The 19,042-nt window shown below is 56.2% G+C and carries 21 protein-coding genes; 9 read left to right on the plus strand and 12 right to left on the minus strand.

Translation table 11 applies throughout. The features are described from left to right. Positions 1–78: 78 nt before the first annotated feature. The 3 genes from OJJ21_RS03155 to OJJ21_RS03165 are packed head-to-tail and all read right to left on the minus strand — an operon-like array spanning position 79 to position 2,945. A complete protein-coding gene (locus OJJ21_RS03155) occupies positions 79–573 on the minus strand; it encodes a PAS domain-containing protein (protein WP_297683057.1) in 495 nt (164 codons plus the stop codon). 18 nt (positions 574–591) lie between these two features. Further along, the gene (locus OJJ21_RS03160) at positions 592–1,092 is read right to left on the minus strand and encodes a chemotaxis protein CheW (protein WP_297683059.1); all 501 of its coding nucleotides are present in this window, start codon (positions 1,090–1,092) and stop codon (positions 592–594) included. After that, positions 1,092–2,945, minus strand: a complete 1,854-nt coding sequence (locus tag OJJ21_RS03165; protein WP_297683061.1) for a methyl-accepting chemotaxis protein — start codon at positions 2,943–2,945, stop codon at positions 1,092–1,094. Before OJJ21_RS03165 ends, OJJ21_RS03160 begins: the two co-directional genes overlap by 1 nt. Positions 2,946–3,657: 712 nt before the next feature. Between OJJ21_RS03165 and OJJ21_RS03170 the strand changes: the two genes are divergently transcribed. After that, positions 3,658–5,328, plus strand: a complete 1,671-nt coding sequence (locus OJJ21_RS03170) for a HAMP domain-containing sensor histidine kinase (RefSeq protein ID WP_297683063.1) — start codon at positions 3,658–3,660, stop codon at positions 5,326–5,328. Here OJJ21_RS03170 and OJJ21_RS24385 read toward each other — a convergent pair. From OJJ21_RS24385 to OJJ21_RS03185, 4 genes are read right to left on the minus strand one after another with little or no spacing between them, the layout of a single operon-like run. Beyond that, positions 5,270–5,746 carry a MarR family winged helix-turn-helix transcriptional regulator gene (locus tag OJJ21_RS24385; protein WP_366092286.1) on the minus strand — a complete coding sequence of 159 codons (477 nt, stop codon included), beginning with the start codon at positions 5,744–5,746 and terminating at the stop codon, positions 5,270–5,272. The genes OJJ21_RS03170 and OJJ21_RS24385 overlap by 59 nt on opposite strands. 38 nt (positions 5,747–5,784) lie before the next feature. Then, complete coding sequence (locus OJJ21_RS03175; protein WP_297683065.1) at positions 5,785–7,026, minus strand: TRAP transporter large permease; 1,242 nt, start codon at positions 7,024–7,026, stop codon at positions 5,785–5,787. 41 nt (positions 7,027–7,067) lie between these two features. Next, a complete protein-coding gene (locus OJJ21_RS03180) occupies positions 7,068–7,517 on the minus strand; it encodes a TRAP transporter small permease subunit (RefSeq protein ID WP_297683067.1) in 450 nt (149 codons plus the stop codon). 38 nt (positions 7,518–7,555) lie between these two features. Then, complete coding sequence (locus OJJ21_RS03185) at positions 7,556–8,533, minus strand: TRAP transporter substrate-binding protein (RefSeq protein ID WP_297683069.1); 978 nt, start codon at positions 8,531–8,533, stop codon at positions 7,556–7,558. A gap of 108 nt (positions 8,534–8,641) precedes the next feature. Here OJJ21_RS03185 and OJJ21_RS03190 point away from each other — a divergent pair, with 108 nt between their 5' ends. The 6 genes from OJJ21_RS03190 (at position 8,642) to OJJ21_RS03215 (ending at position 13,874) form a co-directional block, all read left to right on the plus strand. Beyond that, positions 8,642–9,430: a hypothetical protein gene (locus tag OJJ21_RS03190; RefSeq protein ID WP_297683071.1), complete on the plus strand. Its 789-nt coding sequence runs from the start codon at positions 8,642–8,644 to the stop codon at positions 9,428–9,430. A 531-nt stretch (positions 9,431–9,961) separates the two neighbouring features. After that, positions 9,962–10,432, plus strand: coding sequence for a hypothetical protein (locus OJJ21_RS03195; protein WP_297683073.1), 471 nt, complete (start codon positions 9,962–9,964; stop codon positions 10,430–10,432). A gap of 30 nt (positions 10,433–10,462) precedes the next feature. Then, entirely contained in the window at positions 10,463–11,908 is a 1,446-nt protein-coding gene (locus tag OJJ21_RS03200) for a methyl-accepting chemotaxis protein (protein ID WP_297683075.1), read from the plus strand. Then, positions 11,898–12,299, plus strand: a complete 402-nt coding sequence (locus OJJ21_RS03205) for a methyl-accepting chemotaxis protein (protein WP_297683077.1) — start codon at positions 11,898–11,900, stop codon at positions 12,297–12,299. Before OJJ21_RS03200 ends, OJJ21_RS03205 begins: the two co-directional genes overlap by 11 nt. Before the next feature lie 205 nt (positions 12,300–12,504). Beyond that, complete coding sequence (locus tag OJJ21_RS03210) at positions 12,505–12,981, plus strand: hypothetical protein (RefSeq protein WP_297683079.1); 477 nt, start codon at positions 12,505–12,507, stop codon at positions 12,979–12,981. Between the two features lie 644 nt (positions 12,982–13,625). Further along, the gene (locus OJJ21_RS03215) at positions 13,626–13,874 is read left to right on the plus strand and encodes a transposase (RefSeq protein ID WP_297683081.1); all 249 of its coding nucleotides are present in this window, start codon (positions 13,626–13,628) and stop codon (positions 13,872–13,874) included. 225 nt (positions 13,875–14,099) lie between these two features. Here the strand turns inward: OJJ21_RS03215 and OJJ21_RS03220 are convergent, their stop codons facing one another. After that, positions 14,100–14,504, minus strand: a complete 405-nt coding sequence (locus OJJ21_RS03220) for a hypothetical protein (RefSeq protein WP_297683083.1) — start codon at positions 14,502–14,504, stop codon at positions 14,100–14,102. A gap of 20 nt (positions 14,505–14,524) precedes the next feature. Here OJJ21_RS03220 and OJJ21_RS03225 point away from each other — a divergent pair, with 20 nt between their 5' ends. Then, entirely contained in the window at positions 14,525–15,013 is a 489-nt protein-coding gene (locus OJJ21_RS03225; RefSeq protein WP_297683085.1) for a PAS domain-containing protein, read from the plus strand. Between the two features lie 530 nt (positions 15,014–15,543). Here the strand turns inward: OJJ21_RS03225 and OJJ21_RS03230 are convergent. After that, positions 15,544–15,825, minus strand: a complete 282-nt coding sequence (locus tag OJJ21_RS03230; protein ID WP_297683087.1) for a hypothetical protein — start codon at positions 15,823–15,825, stop codon at positions 15,544–15,546. Between the two features lie 76 nt (positions 15,826–15,901). Further along, a complete protein-coding gene (locus tag OJJ21_RS03235) occupies positions 15,902–16,093 on the minus strand; it encodes a hypothetical protein (protein WP_297683089.1) in 192 nt (63 codons plus the stop codon). 306 nt (positions 16,094–16,399) lie between these two features. Here OJJ21_RS03235 and OJJ21_RS03240 point away from each other — a divergent pair, with 306 nt between their 5' ends. Continuing rightward, positions 16,400–17,074 (plus strand): GntR family transcriptional regulator, encoded by a 675-nt coding sequence (locus OJJ21_RS03240; RefSeq protein WP_297683091.1) that lies wholly within the window; start codon positions 16,400–16,402, stop codon positions 17,072–17,074. Here the strand turns inward: OJJ21_RS03240 and OJJ21_RS03245 are convergent. Further along, on the minus strand, positions 17,071–18,441 hold the full coding sequence (locus OJJ21_RS03245) for a biotin carboxylase N-terminal domain-containing protein (RefSeq protein ID WP_297683093.1): 1,371 nt from the start codon (positions 18,439–18,441) through the stop codon (positions 17,071–17,073). The genes OJJ21_RS03240 and OJJ21_RS03245 overlap by 4 nt on opposite strands. Before the next feature lie 21 nt (positions 18,442–18,462). Further along, positions 18,463–19,042: putative sulfate exporter family transporter (locus OJJ21_RS03250; protein WP_297683095.1), on the minus strand; the 580-nt coding region annotated here is incomplete at its 5' end.

The raw sequence follows: 19,042 nt of genomic DNA on the forward strand, positions 1-19,042 counted from the left end.
GGCTTCTTTCCCAGGGCCCGAATTGCAGAGTGGGCTTGGCGACGGTTGAGTTATTGGAGTTCAGCAACCATGTTGCAATTATGTTCCATTTGTTTGATATATCCCGCAAAGCAGCATGTTGATTTTTGTTCCATCGTTTGAAAGTGGCAAGATCAGGCGCTCAAAGTGCCAGTATGTTTGATCTCTGGCTAACAAAAAAACATGGTCACAGCGCGGGCGGCGATCAACGAGAACATCGCGAAAGTGGCTCTCGATTAATTCGGAAACCTCAGCGGTTTTGATGTCTTGCGGCGACTTTCCAGTTAGATATTCGCCGTGAATCTCATCCACGTTACTGCCCGAGAGCCGGAAGCGAAAATATGGCTCTCCCTCGAATACATCGATAAGAAAAATGTTAGGCAGTAAGTCATGGAAATCTAGTGGGTCAATGTCGGCACGGGAAGGGAATCTCCGCTCCCCGCGCTTAGTGTCCCAATATTCAAATAGCCGCAGCAAACTTGCTTTGCAGCGATGATGATTAACTGCTGAGCACCGCGCACAAAGCGTTGCTGTACCTGCTTCAAGGGGTGACATCGTTGATGCTTCTTGCTTTTATGCTGCGGCCAGCGAAACGTCTTCGAATTCTGGCGCGCGACCGCCAACCAGAAGGTCGAGGTCGAGCAGTGACACCATACGGGTATCTCGTGGCAGAAGTGCGGTGAGAAAGGCATTCTCCGCTGCCATGCCGGTTTGTGGCACCGGCTGAAGTTCGCCATTGGCGACAGACATGATGTCCGATACCGCATCGACAAGCAGGCCATAGAAACCCGCTGCCGCTTCGACCACAATTACCACATGGGTGGCGGTCGGCGTGCTGCGCTCGGCGCCGAGTCGGATGCGCAGATCGTAGATTGGTACGACCTGGCCCCGAAGATTTATGACACCGCGGACGGACGGTGGGCAGTTAGGCAGCGGATTCTCCACTGTCCAACCGCGGATCTCACGGACTGCCAGGATATCGATGCCATATTCCTGACCGGCAGCCGCAAAGGTGAGATATTCGCACACGGCATTGCCTGCGGTGCCAGCTTGGGAAGCGATGAGCGTGTCCATCAGAATTCTGCCCAGTTGCCGTCTTCGGTCTTGACCGCCGCATTGCCCTGCGCGGATGGAGTCTTCATCGCTGCGGCAGTTTTGACGACTGGTCGCTTATCGGCCACGACTTTCAGCGGTGAGCGCTGAGCTCCTGTCGAGGTGGCGCGCGGCGCAGAATAAGCCGCATTGCCCTGATCCTTTGTTTTGTATCGCTGCACCAGCTGTGCCAGTTCCTCAGCCTGGCCCGAGAGTGCCTGGGCCGAGGCCGAGGTCTCTTCCACCAGGGCGCCGTTGCGCTGGGTCATTTCATCCATACTGCCAACGGCCGTGTTGATCTGCTCCAGGCCGGTGGCCTGCTCGCGACTAGCGGCAGCAATCTCGGCGACGATATCCGACACTTTCTTGATCGCACCAACAATTTCGGTTAGCGAGCCGCCGGCTTGATTGACTAAGGTTGCCCCGGTCTTCACCTGGGTATTCGAGGCTTGGATCAGCGCCTTTATGTCTTTGCTAGCATTGGCCGAACGCTGGGCGAGCGCCCGCACCTCCTGTGCCACCACCGCAAAGCCCTTGCCTGCCTCGCCGGCTCTCGCGGCCTCCACGCTGGCATTCAGCGCCAGCAGGTTGGTCTGGAAGGCGATTTCGTCGATCAGGCCGATGATATCGCTGATCTTCTGTGCGCTCTCCTCGATCTGGTTCACTGCGGTGACCGCATTGGCCACGACACTGCCGCCCTTCTCGGCGGTGTCACGCGCCACGGTCGCTAGCTGGTTGGCTGCCTGGGCGTTGTCGGCATTCTGCTTCACCGTCATGGTAACCTCGTGCATTGAGGCGGCGGTTTCCTCAATCGAGGCCGCCTGGCTTTCCGTCCGGCTCGCCAGATCCTGGCTGCCGGTGGAAATCTCGGCTGATGCCGCCGCAATGGTTTCCGAGGCTTCACGGATACCGCCGATAATATCAGCCATTGCATCGACCAGATCGTTGACGCCGGTGCACAGCGAGCGGATTTCGCCGGCCCTGCCATCCAGATCGATCCGTTGGGTCAGGTCGTTCGCCTTGGTGGCATCGACCACCACCTGCACCTGCTGCACGGCGAGCTGGGTCATCTGTGCCAGTTTGGTCTGCGACGTGATGTCGGTGGCATATTTCACCACCTTATAAGGCCGGCCATTGGCATCCATGATCGGGTTGTAGCTGGCCTGAATCCAGACTTCCTTACCGCCCTTGCCGATGCGCTTGTACTGGTTGGCGTCGTATTCGCCACGGCCCAGCTTGGCCCAGAATTCACGATAGTCGGTACTTTCCCGATAGGTCGGCTCGACGAACATGCTGTGGTGTTTGCCTTTTACCTCGTCCAGCGTATAGCCGAGCGTATTCAAGAAATTCTCGTTGGCATGCAGGATTTTTCCAGTGAGATCGAATTCGATCACTGCCTGCGCCTTGTTGATCGCGGCGAGCTGGCCCTCGTAATTGGCCATCAGCATCTTCTGTTCGGTGACGTCGGTGGCGTACTTTACGACCTTATAAGGCTTGCCGCGCTTGTCGAAGATCGGGTTGTAACTGGCCTGAATCCAGACTTCCTTACCGCCTTTGCCGATGCGCTTGTATTGCGCGGCATCGTATTCGCCGCGGCCGAGCTTGTCCCAGAACGCCCTGTACTCAGCGCTGGCGCGATAGGCCGCATCGACGAACATGCTATGGTGCTGGCCCTTCACTTCATCCAGCGTGTAGCCCAACGCTTTGAGAAAATTCTCATTGGCATGCAGGATTTTCCCGGTGAGATCGAATTCGATCACCGCCTGGGCTTTGTTGATGGCATCGAACTGCGCTCGCAGATCACTAGTCGCTGACGCACTGGAAAACTGGAACATCTCGGCTCTCCTGTTCAGTCTCCGTCGGCAGGATGCCAATGGATTGGTATCTCATATATCTATTTGTGGTCGATTAAGAGGTAGTTAATTGATAATGCATGGTTGATTCGTATCGACTCGCTGTTCCGACTCAGCTTCCAGCAGAAGCCCCCAATCTGTGGCAGGCCTCCATACGAGCCGACGAGCAGGCAGGCCATGAAAAGAGCGCTATTAGCGATCATGGCCGTTTCCTCCGAACCAGGAATAATGTTTGAGGATTCAGGCTATCCGTGCGCCAGCAAAGGTCAGCGCTCATCTGCCCGCGATCCTCGGCTGTGCGGACACAGACGACACAGGCGGATGAATTACAGCCGCGTCACGACGTTACCCTTGATGAACTCGAACAGGCTCACGCCGGGCCGGAGACCTGCCTCCAGGATAATCAGGCGCTTGGCAATCCCTGGGGGGGCTTCCAGCTCAGGTTAAATTCCGATTATGGATGGTCACGCACCATTGCGTGGGAAGCGGTTTCCTCTGTTGAATAGCGCGGTACGACTTCCGAGTGATTATGCCCGATTCTAGCCCCCATCGTGTCTTCTTCCCTCCGGACCCCGGAAGTGTCAGGGCTATATCGACTACCATCGATATCCCGGCATCGGCTTTTCATGGCAGTTTCCAAAAAATATTACTGATCTATGCCGGAACCACGGTCTGCTTCCCCAGCATCACCTGTTTGCTACTGTGGCAGCAACTGCAGGATCACTGGGTCCTTGCCTGGTGGCTGCTGCACATGCTGGCCGTCGTCATCATTGTCATCGACTGGTATATCCGCCGTCAGCAGGGCGCCGCAGCGGCGCCGCGCTGGCAGGGCCCGGTCGACATCATGGTCGCCGGCTTTTCCGGTTTGGTCTGGGGTGCCGGCGCTCTCGGCATGCCGCAGATCGATACAGCCAGTCAGCTGTTGCTGGTGGCGGTGATCGCCGGCGTCATCGGCGGTTCGGCCCCGGCGCTGGCCCTGATGCCGGCGGCTGGTGCCGCCTTCATCGTCAACGTGGCTTGGCCCTATGCGGTATATTTCCTGACGCAAGGCAGCGTGATCGGTTATGGCATGGCCGCGCTGATCGTCGGATATGTTGGCGCGATGATCGTCGCCAACCGCGTACTGCACAGCATCATGGTGCGGAACTGGCGGCTGAGCAGTGAAAACACCGCGCTCTACGACCGCATCCGCAAGGCGCAGGACGAACTGCTCGACATCGCCGACAGCAGCGAAGCCTTCGTCTTTTTCGATCATGCCGGCCGGATGCTGCTCTGGAGCCGCCGCTTCCCCGCCCTGCTGGGCCTGGCCGAAAGCGACCTGAAGCGGCATGGCGCGCTGCAGCCGCTGCTCGAACGCGCCGGCCTGCCGCCCGACCTGACGACATCGCATGACGCCGTGGCGGATGATGCCGGGCGCCCCGTGCTGCCGATGCCGAATGGCGGCTGGGCTCGAGCCAGCCTGCGCGACCTGCCGCATGGCGACCGCGCCCTGTTCTTGGTCGACGTCACCGAGCAGCAACAGGCCAGCAGCCAGCTGCAGAGCCAGAATACCCGGTTGGAGGAACTGTTCCGCGAAGTCTCGTCGGCGCGCGACGCCGCCCTGCGCGCCAGCCAGGCGAAATCGACCTTCCTCGCCAATATGAGCCACGAACTGCGCACGCCGCTGAATGCCGTGATCGGTTTTTCTGACATCATCCGGCGCAAACTGTTCGGATCCGTCTCGCCAAAATACGATGAATATATCGACGACGTTTATAACAGCGGCTGTCATCTGCTCGGCATTATCGACGATATCCTCGACCTCGCTCGCATCGAGGCCAACCAGATCGTGGTGCAGGAAAGCCGGGTCGATCTGGCAGAAGAAATCGCCACCAGCATCCGCCTGGCCAGCCAACAATTCGGACCCGCTTCGGCAAGCATCACGGTTGCCGTGCCCGACGACCTGCCGGCGCTGCATGCCGATGCACGGCTGGTGCGCCAGATCCTGATCAACCTGGTCGGCAACGCCCTGAAATTCTCCCCCGGCGGCCTGCCGGTCGAGGTCGGCGCCAGGCTGGAGCCGGCCAGCAACGAGATCCAGCTCTGGGTGCGCGATTACGGCATCGGCATCGCCAAGCAGGACCAAGCCCGCATCTTCGATCCCTTCGAGCAGGCCGGAGCTCACCTGAGCCGCAATTTCGGTGGCGTCGGCCTCGGCCTGTCGCTGGTGCGCGCCTTCGTCGTGGCGCATCAGGGCCGCCTTGCCATCGACAGCGAACCCGGCAAGGGCACCCTCATCACCGCCAGCTTCCCCGCGACTAGGACAGTTAACATGAACGATCGAGGCGAAGATACCTCTCGATTTGCTCCAAGACGCGCACAATAGCCTTCACATCATGAACCGTTAGGCCGCTCAGCATCTCTGTTTCACGCTGCGCTGCGCTTGTCGCAATCTCTATATATATACCAAGCCCCGCTTCGGTAAGCTTGTTGATGCTACGCCGACCATCGATTGGATGAGATACAACAACAAGTCTCCTATGCCGATTTAGCCTGCGCAATGCACGACTAATTGACATTGCATCCAGACCCGTTCTTTCCGAAATCTCCTTATTCGACAATCCAGGTTCGGCCGCTAAAACAACCATGCAGCGCCATTCGGGTAGACTCAGGTCATACTGAGGGGCTATGCGCTCGATAAATGGCCTAGCAAGAAGATTGCCAATTAATAGAAGACGAAAAGCAACTGATTCGGTCAGATTAACGAGGGGCTTGGAGGCTGTATTTTTGTTCGATCTGGGCATTATCGCGAAATTCGTTCATCCGCGTGGGCTACGGCCCACTATTCGGTCAATTGAGGAAGAAAAGTCGAAACTTCGGGAACAAATACTACTGTCATCAGAACAAAGATCAAGGCAACCAGAAACGGCCTAAGTTCCCGAACCACCTCAACGACGGAGACCTGTGCTTGACGACCGCATAAATATATCAGGAAACCGATTGGGGGGAGAATCAGACCAATTGTGGTTGCCATAACGACTACAACACCAAAATGAACCAAATCAATATGAGCACCGATTGCTACCGGAACCAAAATTGGCACTAGTACCAATAATATTATGACAGGCTCAAGAACTGTGCCAAGCGCGAGTATGAGAGCGGCAACAATGAACAAAGTTACTTTGGGGTCTGTAGTGATCCCTGAAATCCATGACGACAATGCTCGCCCGAGACCGAAGCGCGCCGTAATCCATACAAAGATACCGGCGACTGAAGCGATCAAAAGAACCGATATTGCCTCAATGGCTGCCTGCCGAACGGCTAGCCACAATCCCCGAACAGTCAACTCTCGATAGACAAATAGACTGACGGCCGCCGCATACATAACTGCGACCGCGCCGAACTCAGTTGTCGTTGCCAGTCCTCCGACTTTCGCGAAAACGATTATCGCCGGCATACCAAGAGCGAGAAGTCCGTCTCGCCCAGTTGCCCAAACATGGCGCCAGCCGCGGAATGGTTCGGCGGGATAGGATCGCCTGCGTCCAATCCACCAAGTTGTGGCGAACAGGGCAATGCCCATCAAGAAACCAGGAACTATCCCTGCAATAAATAACTTTCCAACCGAAACCTGCGTCAGAAGGCCGAACAATACGAATGGAATTGATGGCGGAATGATTGGACCGATTGTTGCCGCTGCAGCCGTAACGGCTGCGGCATACCCGCCTGAATATCCCTGCTGCTTCATAGCCGGCACCAAGATAGAGCCAATAGCCGCCGCATCGGCTACGGCTGATCCTGATACGCCGGCCATCCCCACGTTTGCAACAACATTCACATGCCCGAGGCCGCCACGAATGTGGCCAACCAATGCATGCGCAAAGTTCAACAGTCGTCTACTCATGCCACCAGCATTCATGATTGCGCCAGCTAGGAAGAAAAATGGTATGGCGGCAAAAGAATAACTATCAAGACCGTTAACGAAACTCTGAGCGAAAATAAAATCCGGCATCACATTCGGATAAAGCAAATAGACCAATAAACCGGCGATCGCCATGGCGAAAAACACTGGCCAGCCAATGGCCATTCCACTCAGCATCCCAGATATGAGGACCGATAGCGGCCAAATCATATGATTTCATCTTTGCATAATAAGTTGATGCAGCCAGCCGAAGCTAGAAGGCCGCCGCCGGCCATAATTGGCACATATTTAACAGAGCTATCAAAAGGCAGGCTTCCCATTTCGATGCCGCTGAATGCCCCCATCGCAGTCTGCGCAGAGAATGCCAGCCCCATTCCTCCAAAAATTACAGCGACATCAGCGGTGTGTTGCAGAATCGCTTGCGTCCGTGTCGACAGTCGGTCCGTCAAAACAGTTACTGCGATATGCCCTCGCGTCATCCAGAGCAAAGCCGATCCTAGCCAAGTCGCCATAAGAAGAAGCAGGATCGAGACATCTTCAACCCAAGGAAGAGATGTAACGAAAGTATACCGCAGTAGCATTTGCATCAACGCAAGCCATACGACAGACAGAACCAACATCCCGACAACGGTGCCGAATGATGTAACCAGCATCATGCGGACACGCCGCATCAATACAACTCGGGTGACAGAGCTCATTTGATTTTTGCAATCCGCTGACCGAGGCCGGCCGCGAATGCTTTTCCATCCTGCTCTTGCAGAAGTCTTTCCCCCGCATTCCGGAAGCCGGAAAGATCAACGGTGACAATCTCCATGCCTTTGCTTCTCGCTTTTTCCATTGCTTCCGTCATTTCCCGTGCCAAGCTCGCATTTTGGTCTGCTTCGGTTCGCAGACATGCCTCCCGTAACCACTGCTGCTGATTGCCCGACAGCTTCGAGAAAGTCTTGCCGTTCATCCAGAGCGCAATGCCAGACTGCATATAGTCAATCGGCATATAATACTTCTGTACTTCCGTGTATCCGGCCGCGACAACGTCGATGATCCCATTGTCTTGGCCATCAACTAGACCGGTCTGTAGAGCGTTATACAGTTCAGCCGCCTTTACAGGCGTCGGGCTAGCCCCAAAGGCTTCGAAGGCGCGAATGAAGGCTGGCGTTTCGGGTACCCGTATTTTTAGCCCTCTCATATCAGAGACGGAGCGGACTGGGGTCGCGCGCGTCGTCAAAGCCCGCGGGGGACGATCCCCCAGATAGCCGAGATAGACTAATCCTTCCGCATTCTCGACGACTTGCGCCATTTCACGGAATAAGTCGCTCTTCAAATAGGAGCGCCAATGCGCCTGGTCTCGTATGGCGTATGGGATAGAGAGAACGGAAAAGTCCTTCGCGGATTTGAGGAATAGGACTGCAGAAAAATCGATCAGTTGAATATCGACGCTGCCCGCTCGCACCTGCCCCCAAAGCTCACCGATCGAGCCGAGTTGTCCAGCCGGATACACCTCAACATTCATTGTTCTGTTCGAGAGTTGTGCTAGGTGATGCTCGAAGCGTATAGCTGCCGCCTGAAATGAGCTGGTAGGCGGAGCGACATGCGCAATTCTCAGTGTCTGCGCGCACAAGTCCGTAGCGATCAGCGCCAACAAGGCCACTGACAATATCAGCATCTTCTTCATGATTCCTCCCTTGATTCAGGTTGTTGTCCCGATAACATTTTTCTGCTTCGCATTTTTAATAACATTTGTTATTGTTTTGACAAGCAGTTTTTTGCGAACGGAAACGACATGAACCTTCAAATTCTCATTCCTCGTATTCGCGATGGAGTCGCGATTGTTCAAAAAAGCGAACTACGATGGGTCGAATCCGCTCGTCCCGGTCAACGTCTAGCCGCCGTTTATGGTGACGAGGTGACAGGCCGATTTCTGGGGATGGTGGAATTTGATGCCATGGCTACGACAGGCCTTCATCAGCACCTAGATGTCGCGCACAGTTACTTTTTGGACGGTGGTCTAACGGACTACCAGGGCTCAGTCCAGACAGGGGACTACGGCCTCAATCTCGCCGGAGCCACGCATGAAGCGATTGCCTATCGCCGCACGCTAACGGCATCCCGCCTTGATGGATCTGTCCTATTCGATGATGATTCGACGCGGGCGCCAACCGTTCATACCGGCGCTATGCGTGGCAAAATTCAGGTCGCCAACTCCGATATCTTACCGGATCGCAATATCAATCTTGATTCCCTGCCTTGGGAAACTACCGGACAAAAGCTCGTCCGGCGGCGCCTGATTTTTGACTACTTTCTAACTCCTCACAACCGAAGAGCGGTATGCCTCCAGCTCCTCCCCGGAGCACAGATCCACCCATTTTTGTGCAAGGGCATGGTCGACATTTTTGTGATAGGTGGCGCCGTCTTAATTAATCAAAATCTCGTATCTGTTGGCGGATTCGCAGTACTGGCTCCAGAAGCCGTACTGCAGATAAGCACCTCATACGGTGCCCTGCTGATTGCTTGGGCTGACGGGCCTTCCCAATGGCTTGAAAGCGAAGAGCCAGACTTATTCGGTTTCTGACCTTGGGGCCGTTAAGATTAATCTAGGATCAGTACTCAATTGAGATTTTGTGATTCAAGCCGGTCAAGAGGCTTGGTTTATGACGATACTATTCTGGCTCAGTGCCTGCCACCGACAGCCCTCGCGCAGCCGATGCACGATACCACTGATCGCCCGAAGGCCGTGAACCCGGCGCGGACTGGTATGAACCTGTGGCAATGGTGGCGTTATCGCCGCCCATTGCGGGCCACTCCAAGAGAGACAGCGAGTCGATAACCATTCGGGTGACCTCGAAGGTAGAGTTGTACGTGCGGGTAATATCCTTCGCACAAACCTTCACCATGTTTAAGCCGATGCTGGTATGGGAACAACTACCCATCTCGTCCAGAAGAGCCTAAGAATCCACAAAGTTAAACCGAATGCAAATCATAACATTTGCAAGTGCCGAGATCCGCCGGTTCAAAGCCACTGATGCCCAAAATCAATCATCGCCATACACGATTAAATGCTAACTCGTAAAAGTTGGCATCACCGTTCCGATGGTGATGAAAAGTGCGGGAGAAGAAATCTAGAATGCGATCAATGACACTGCGGGCCTTTGCCTGGTTGATCTTCTGCGGTCTGACGCTGGTACTGATCGTCGTTCTCGGAAACACCCTGGCCGAGAGCAGCCGTCGGCTCGCCTTTGCCGAGCGCAGCGTCGATTTCGATAAAGCCGTGAATGCCCTTCTGATCGCAGTCGAACAACTGAGTGTGGAGCGCGGCCTGACGCAGATGGCACTCCTAGCAACGGCAGCAGCATCTGCCGATACCACAGCCGCCATCGCGCAGCCTCGCGGCCGCGCCAGCGCCAGAATGGCCGAGGCGATGGCAGCCGTCGCCACTCTATCCTTCGATAGTCGCGATGCGTTGCTGGCCGCCGTCCGGCAGTCGGCCGAGGAAATTCAGCCGTTGCGAAATCAGGCCGATGCCGCGCTCAAGCTGCCGCGCAGCGAACGCCCGGATGCCTTGCTCCAGCGCTGATATCCGGCGGCAACCACAGGTGTGCTGCGCATGCAAACTTTATGGCAGGGAATCTCTTCGGAAGCCTCCACGCAGGATGCGTTTATCGCCTTGATGACGGAAACAAAATATCTGGCCGGCGCAATGCGGGAATACACCGGACATGAACGCGCGGCGCTCGGTGCGGCCGTAGCTGGAACCACCCCGTTCGATAGCAAGAAGCAGCAGGTATCATTCGACCAGCAGACACGCGTCGATTTCGCCTGGAAGCGCATTCAGCAGCTGAACGGCGGCAACGACGCCCCGCCAGAACTGCGAACCGCAATCACCGCAGGCAAGACGGCTTTTTTCGATACTTACGCCAAGACACGTAATACTGTCGCCGCCAAGGCCGCTGCCGGCGAATTGACCGGGATGCAGCCGCGCGACTGGTCGGCCACATCGAATCCCGCCCTGCAGATTTTTGTTGATATCCATGGTGCAGCCATTCTCGCCAGCAATCGGTATGTCAACGAACTGATCGCCGCGGCGCACTGGCGGCAGGGCATTTCCATTGCCGTTCTCATCCTGACGGTCGCCATCGCGGCCGCCGGACTTGTCGTTCTATCGATCCGATATTTGCGTCCCTTGCATCTGCTCACCGAGCGCACGGCCCGGCTCACCGCAGGTGATCTCAGCACCGAGGTGTCTGCCGGTAAGCGCGACGATGAAATCGGTCGCCTGGCCAAGGCCCTCACGGCCTTCCGCGCCAATGCGGAAGAGCGCGATCGGCTTGCCGCCGATATTGCCGCCGAACGAATGGCGGCTGAACGGCTCTACGCGGAACAGAGTGCCCGGGAAGCCGCTGCCGGCGCCAAGATTTCCGGCCTGGTCAGTAAGATCGCAGCCGGCGATCTGGATGGCCGCATCGATGAAAATGGCAAGGACGGTTTCTTTCTTGCCACCGGTCGCGAACTCAATCGTCTGGTGGTGATGCTGCAGGGCATGGCGCAAGAAATGACCGATGTCATGGGCTCCTTCGCCGATGGCGACCTGTCACGGCGCGTACGCGGCGATTACCACGGGGTATTCAGGACATTAAAAGACAACGTCAACACCACCAGCGAAAAACTGGCTGACACCATGCAAAGCATGGCACGTGCCACAAGTGCGGTAAACGATTCCTCGGCCGAAATCTCTTCGGGCAGCCAGGATCTGGCCAGCCGCACGGAATCGCCGGCGGCGAGCATCAAAGACACGGCCACCTCGATGCATGAGATCACCACGACGGTGAAGCAGAATGCCGACAACGCGCAGGCGGCCAATCAACTGGCCGTCGCCGCGCGCGACACCGCCGAAAAGGGCGGTAGCGTGGTGAGCGACGCGGTCACTGCGGTGACGCAGATCAAGGAGAGCGCCCGCAAGATCAGTGATATCGTCGGCCCAATCGACGAAATCGCTTTCCAGACGAATCTTCTCGCGCTCAATGCCAGTGTCGAAGCCGCGCGTGCTGGTTAGGCTGGCAAGGGCTTTTGCGGTGGTGGTGCAGGAAGTGCGCGCGCTGGCGCAGCGTTCGGCCAATACATCGAAGGACATCAAGGAGCTGATCACGGAATCCAATGCGCAGGTCAAGACCGGCGCCAGCCTGGTCGGCCGCACCGGTCAGTCGCTGACCGAGATCTTCACGGCGATCAAGAAGGTGTCGGATATCGTGGCCGAGATCGCCGCCGCCAGCCGCGAACAGGCCGCCGGTCTGGAACAGGTCAACGCCACGGTCGACAGCATGGACGAGATGACCCAGCGCAACGGTGCCCTGGTGGAGGAAACCTCGGCCTCGGCCTTGGCCCAGGCCCTGGCTGACCACGCGACTGAACTCGCCCGTCTGGTCGGTTTCTTCCGCTTAGATTGATCGGCGGATGCGATTGGGTAGTGCTGGCGTGGCATTTGTTGCTGCCCAAGAGAAGCGTTGTGTTCAACGGAATTTCTGCTTGATTAGGGTAATAATTGCGTAAGATTTCTTTCATCGATGAAGCGCTGGAATGATTGTGGCTCGATCTGTTTCTGAGCTTTTATGGTGACATTTGTTGTGTCGCCAAACTATAGAGGAGAATGATTTGCAGGGGCCCAGCATCATTGCTGCAGTAGAGAAATCTATCGCATTGGGATTTGACGGCCTCATTCGTATATCGCTGAGTGACGAAATGATATTCAGCCCGAACCAGGCTGAACTTTGGAGCGCTATGATTGAAGAATTGCTTTTGGTTTTATTTAACCTTTCTTCCGCGCGAATAACGATGGAGATCGGATATCCTGTGGCTTCTGAGGATTTACATGAAGCACTAGTATCTCATTTTGATAATGCACTATTGCCTTTTGGAGATAACGGCATTGAGTTAGCAAATTTGGCAAAGCATACGCCGCTCCCAAGACTCGTTCTCTTCGGGACAATATTGAGTGAGATTTGTAAAACGGCATCATGGTTGGCTGAAAGAGAAATTTCAGTTGATGCCAATCTCAAAGTGCACGCTGTTTTGCAGAATGCCAATTTCCTGGGCCAAACCGTTGTTAGGATGTCAGAAACTTTTCTATAGAATTATTTCCACACCAAAACTGATCGAAGAATAATCTCTCTTCATTGAAGTGGCCTGAATAGGGTGCATGAATATGACGGTCAACGGATACAAACGCCGCTGATGCCAGCTAAGATCTGTTGCAGCTCAGCGAATTCATCACATGTCCACAAGTGATAAGAGCTGACTAATGCACTTGTAGGGTGTGAACGAACAGGTTTTGGTCAATGAAACTACCCTGCCGACCCTGGCGCGTGGATCGGGCAAGATGAAGATGGCCTGGTAAGACGTACCTGAACGATGATCCTCCCCGTGGCAGTAGCAATCCGCCGATAGTGGCATACCATTTTGGGGAGAGCCGCGGCGGCTCCTGAGTTTGCCGTCATCTGGCCGACATCGGCGGGCTGCTGCAGGTCGAGGCTATGCTGACTACTTTACTCTTATCGCGCCTGACAAGGCGGGCGGTTCGCTGACGCTTGCGACATGCTGGAGCCATCTGTGCCGATACTTTTATATGTTGCACGATGCCGGCATCTCAACCATCGCCAAGACGGTCATCCGCATGGCTAGGCTCTAGACGATCGAGGCGGAGATCCGTGACTGCAGCCGGCCGAGCGTCAGTGGATCTGCGAAGGATAGCACGAAGCTGGCTGAGACGACCCGGTATGGCCCTTACCCGGGTCGAGGTCTTCAACCGCTACCTCGATGGCGGTCGAATTGAGCTCGACAACAACACGGTCGAACGCGCGATCCTGCCGCTGACCATCATGCACAAAAACCCACTTTTTGCAGGATCCGACGGCGGGGGCCTCACCTGGACGACCATCGCAACACTGCTCGCCACCCGTCGCCTCAATGACATCAATCCGCATGCCTGGCTGCCCCAGACGCTGGAACGCATCGCCCAGAGCTAACTACAGCACCTACTGGACGAACTGCTGCCCTAGAATTACCAGGCAAATTGACGTCGCCACCGCCAAAAACCTCCGCACCACCTGATCACCTGCCCTCGATCCGCACGTCAACTGCCTCGGCTGGACGCTTATCGGGGATCGACTGCGCCGGTCACTGAGACGGCACCCCTAGAATCTAGCGGTTAGTAGAATAGACCTCAAACTAGATACGGGGTATTTTTACTTTTAGAGAGTAAAATGCAGCGTATTGAGTCGTCCGACCGGCAACACAGGTTCGCGGACAGCGAGATCATTGTCAGGAAGACTGACCTCAAAGGGTGGGTTGCCTACGTCAATGACATTTTCTGCCGGACCCGCCTCTACGAGGAAGGGAATGTGCAGAGCCAACCGCATAGCAGTGAGTGGTATTCCGATTTGTCGCGTACAGTGTTCCATTTGCTCCGGCAGCGCATTCAGGGTAGTGCACAGGGTGGCGCAGAAACCTTCGCTCATGTGAAGAACATGGCGAGGAACGGCTTTAATTATTGGGTGCCGCCCCATGTCACGCCGAGCCATGGCCTGCAGGGCAGAGTCGTAAGTTTCCATTCCAAACAGGCGCAGCAGTCGGCCAGCGTCGTCGGCTTTTCCCATCTCCCCAGTTCCCAAGCGTTATGCTCGGTTTAACCGCCCCCACCCGTTTTTCATTCTGTGCCCGATGCTCCGATCAGCGCCGCCAGCACTGCGGCAGCAACCTACTACGGCTCTATGATTATTGGGATGGCAAGCGTGGTACGCGAGCGTTTCCGGCGCGGCGAGATATCGATCCGATTGAATTAGGCGGTCTTTTACCGCATGTCTTTCTGATCGACGTGCTGCTGTCGGCGCCTTATTTTCGCTATCGCTTGGCTGGCACTGGCGTCGATAAAATCCACGGCCAATCCCTGACCGGGAAAACGCCGAGCGATATCCGCACCCCCGAAATCGCCGCAGGAGTTGAGGCTCAGTATAGCCAGGTGGTGGCCGATCGCCGACCGCGCTGCGATCATGTGATGTTGCTGGCCGCCGACCAATCCTTCTGGCATTACGAACGCCTAATTCTGCCGCTCTCCGATGATGGTGCGACCATCAATATGCTTTTCTGTGGCATCTATGAGACCTGACGCCGGGTACCGGCCGTGAGGCGTAAGTGAATATCATGGTCTCGTATATGTCGATTATGTATTTATCTAGCATATTCGCAGCCCCTTTAGACGGACTACAGCAATGCAGCACTTGGGTTATCTGATCGGCGGGGTATGCGCTGCACCTCAACTGAGATGATCGAAGTTACTTGTGATGGGCCAGGAGTTCTACCAGCCAGGAGCTAAGCTGAAAATCTACTGATGAGGGTTCTGCTGATTGCCAATCTAGATATTCGCACGGATCAAATTTGGCCTACCTATAGACCGTGATCTGCGGTCTTCAAGAGATACTAATTTAAACTTGGCTCACCCATTGTGATGGCAGCTTCTGCATTAAGCATCATGGAGGCCTCAATCTGGGATCGGCTTTATCTCCTGACCTAGGGGCAGTTCAAATCGTAGTTGCCAAGTACCTCAAGGGCCGCTTTACGATCAGGCAGAAATTGCCGTGGGGATCACCGCCAAAGAGAATGAGTGCATTGGTTGGCGGGATAGAAGCTCACACTGCCTTAGTCGGGGACGACGACAATGCCTTCCATGTCCGGTGAAATCCCACCTGGAATATTGGCGATGGTGCAAAAGACCTCATCCTCATCGAGCCATGGACTGGTAGGAAGCGGACGTCCCATTGTACGAGCGACGGCAATACAGAATTCGTTGCTCGCAATTCGACGAGCCGACGGCTCATCACGTGCGAATACAGTGCAGCGTGACTTGTGAGTGCTCGTACTCCAGTTCGGACTGGTCAGGTCCACAGGGCGTAGCGTGAAGGCTTCAAGCGAGGTTGTCATGGGAATCGGGCTCCAGCTTAATTTTACCCAACTCTGGCTTGGCCGTCGATGTCAGTTTGGGGTGCCGTCTTCAAGGTCACTTACGACTCGCAGGCTCCGCAAGACTCGGGGAAAACGCTCCAAGGCCTTCTTTTAGAAGTTGTTTCGGCAAAACAACAGGGGGCGGCCTGCGGTCGGTCAGGGCGCTGTGATACTGACTTTCCATCACCGCAGCCACCTCGGCAATCTTGATATCGCGCGGCGACTTGCCGATCAGATTCTGGCCCATGAATCTCGCCGACACCTGTGCCAGACAAGGCGATACCGGAAATATGGGCGCCTAATTCAACACATCACTGAGAAAGATATTTGGCAGAAAGTCGCGGATCTCGGCTGGATCAAGATCGGCGCGGGCTGGAAACGACTTTAGCCCGCACTTTTCTACCTAGCAATTATGTCCGTGCGTAAACTAACCAATGCATCGCTACTCAACCATCGGTAGATTCTTTCCGATCGGACTATTCATCATTGTCGACAAAAGTGTTACCATTATTATTCGACCTAGTTAGATATTGAATTAATATGCAGCGGCGTCATGACCAAAGCCCCTAAAAGTATGAAACCTCCAGCCGGACCTAGCGCCGATGTCCTACAACTATTGCGCGATCGCATCGCATCGCAGGAACTAGCGCCTGGCAGCAAGCTGCGGGAGAACGATCTTGCCGAGGAATTCAATGTCTCGCGGGCTCGCATCCGCGAGATATTCAGTACACTCGAACAACGCGGCCTGATCGAGCGTATCCCCAATCGCGGTGCTGTAGTGATGCGCCTAGAACCGAAACAGGTTTTCGAAATCTACGATGTGCGTGAAGTGCTAGAGGGTGCTGCCGTTAGGCGCGCAACCGCAAATACGAAGCCGGGCTCATGGAACAACATGCTGGAAAAGTTCGGTGATCGGGCGGAGGAGATGATCCGCGGTGGAGACCTCGAAACCTATGCCGAGCTGATCGGCACATTCCGGCGCGAGATCATCATCCATTGCGACAGCCCGATCCTGACTTCGATGCTGGATTCGTTGTTTGAGCGCACCGGCTTTCTGGTGCGCCGACTAATCCTTGTGCCCGGTCGTGCGCTCGAAGGCCTACAGGAACATCGCGGTGTCCTCACCGCCATGAACGAGGGCCGCGCTGACGATGCCGAACAGCTGAAACGGGCCAACATCCGGAATGCGCGGGAATGCTTTAGGCGCTACCAGAAGCTGGTACTCTAGGCGGCCGCCTTCTGCATCTCGAGCACCTCGGCCACCAAGCCAGTATGCACCGCGCCAGCCCGGAACGCCGGAAAGGCCAGAACCGCACGTAGCAGCGGAATATTTGTCTTCACACCCTCAATCCGACTCGCCGCCAGTGCAGCGTCGAGCCGCTCAATCGCTTGCTCGCGATCCGCGCCATGGGCGATCACTTTGGCAATCATTGGATCATAATATGGCGTGATCGTATTGCCCTCTGCATAGCCTGTCTCGATGCGAATGCCGGTGCCCGTGGCTAGGCGGAAAACCGTCAGCGGACCCGGCGATGGCAGGAACCGTACCGGGTCCTCGGCATAAATCCGCGCCTGAATGGCATGGCCGCGCGGTTCCGGCATCACCGGGATAACATCGCTCAATGGCTCGCCGGCAGCCAGGCGGATCTGGCAGCGCACCAAGTCGAGGCCAGTGATTTCTTCAGTCACCGCATGCTCCACCTGCAGTCGTGTATTTACTTCGAGGAAGCCGAAGCCAGATGCTTCAGTGTGAAGCGTTTCCACCGTGCCGATGGTGTCATAGCCCATATCCGCCATGATCCTCGCCACCTGATTGGCCATACTGCGCGTCACCACTTGCGCCAGGCCAGGTGCCGGCGCCTCTTCGATCACTTTCTGATGCCGACGCTGCACTGAGCAGTCGCGCTCAAAGACATGAGCAGTGTTACCAGCACGGTCGGCTAGAATCTGGAATTCCACATGGCGCGGTCGCAACAGAAGTTTTTCCAGATAGACATCGGCAACCCCGAAGCTGCGCGTGGCCATGGAACGGGCCCGCTCGACCGCCGCAAGCAATTCCGCCTCGTCTGTCGCTGCCAGCATGCCAATGCCACCGCCGCCACCGGCCGGCTTTACCATCACTGGATAGCCAATCGCAGCAGCAGCAGCAGTGATTTCAGCTGCCGTTGTGCCCAGTACAGGACTACTCGGACCTACCGGCATACCATGCGCTGCCATCAAATCGCGCGCACGCGCTTTGTGGCCCATGGCATCGATATGCCGTGGCGACGGGCCGATGAAAATTGCGCCCGCAGCTTCCACCTTGGAAGCGAAATCGGCATTCTCAGACAGGAAACCATAGCCCGGGTGTAGTGCATCAGCGCCGGTATCCCGCATCACTTCAAGCAACGCCTCCTGATTGAGATAGCTCTGGTGCGGTGGCGAGCCGCCGATCGGCACGGCCTGGTCGGCCATAGCGAGATAGGACAAAGCGGCATCGGCCTCAGAGTATACCGCCACGGTCTGCAAGCCCATCGCCTTGGCAGCGCGGATAACTCGGGTGGCCGCAGCGCCGCGATTGGCAACGAGCAGCTTGGTGATCGAACGCGGTATCATGACCGTTCCTTTCTTTAGAGGTCAATGTTCAACTAGAAATACTAGTGCGGTTCCGGCTGCCGCTACGACAATGGCCAGCAGCGATAGAGCTGCAACCAGAAGCAGCGACGGGCCGCCGTAACGCAGCAAGGCCAGCGGCGAGGTCCGCAAGCCCATGGCGGCGATAGCCGCCAACAGGCAGAAGCGCGACAGATTGTCGAACGGACGGCGCAGATCTGGCGGCAACAGACCTAGTGCCGAGAGACCGAGCAATAGCAGGAAAAACAACAAAAATAGTGGCGGGCGGATGATTCGATGTTCGCCTTCCCCACGCGAGGCAATGCCGACCAACAGAACCAACGGAGCCAGCCATGCGACGCGAATAAGCTTGGTGATCGTGGCGACATCGCCGGATTCCACTCCGAGCATGTAGCCAGCACCGACTGCCTGAGCGACATCATGAATGCTGGCGCCGATAATCAACCCGGCCAGACGCGGCGACACGCCTAGCAACACCAAGATGGACGGAAAGGCCAGCATCAGCAGCGCGCCCGCCAGCGACACTCCAGCCACGGCGCCGATGGTAGCCTGCTCACGGCGCGGCGATGGCGGCAGTATGGCC

It is taken from the genome of Ferrovibrio sp. (assembly GCF_025869515.1).
Classification (GTDB): domain Bacteria; phylum Pseudomonadota; class Alphaproteobacteria; order Ferrovibrionales; family Ferrovibrionaceae; genus Ferrovibrio.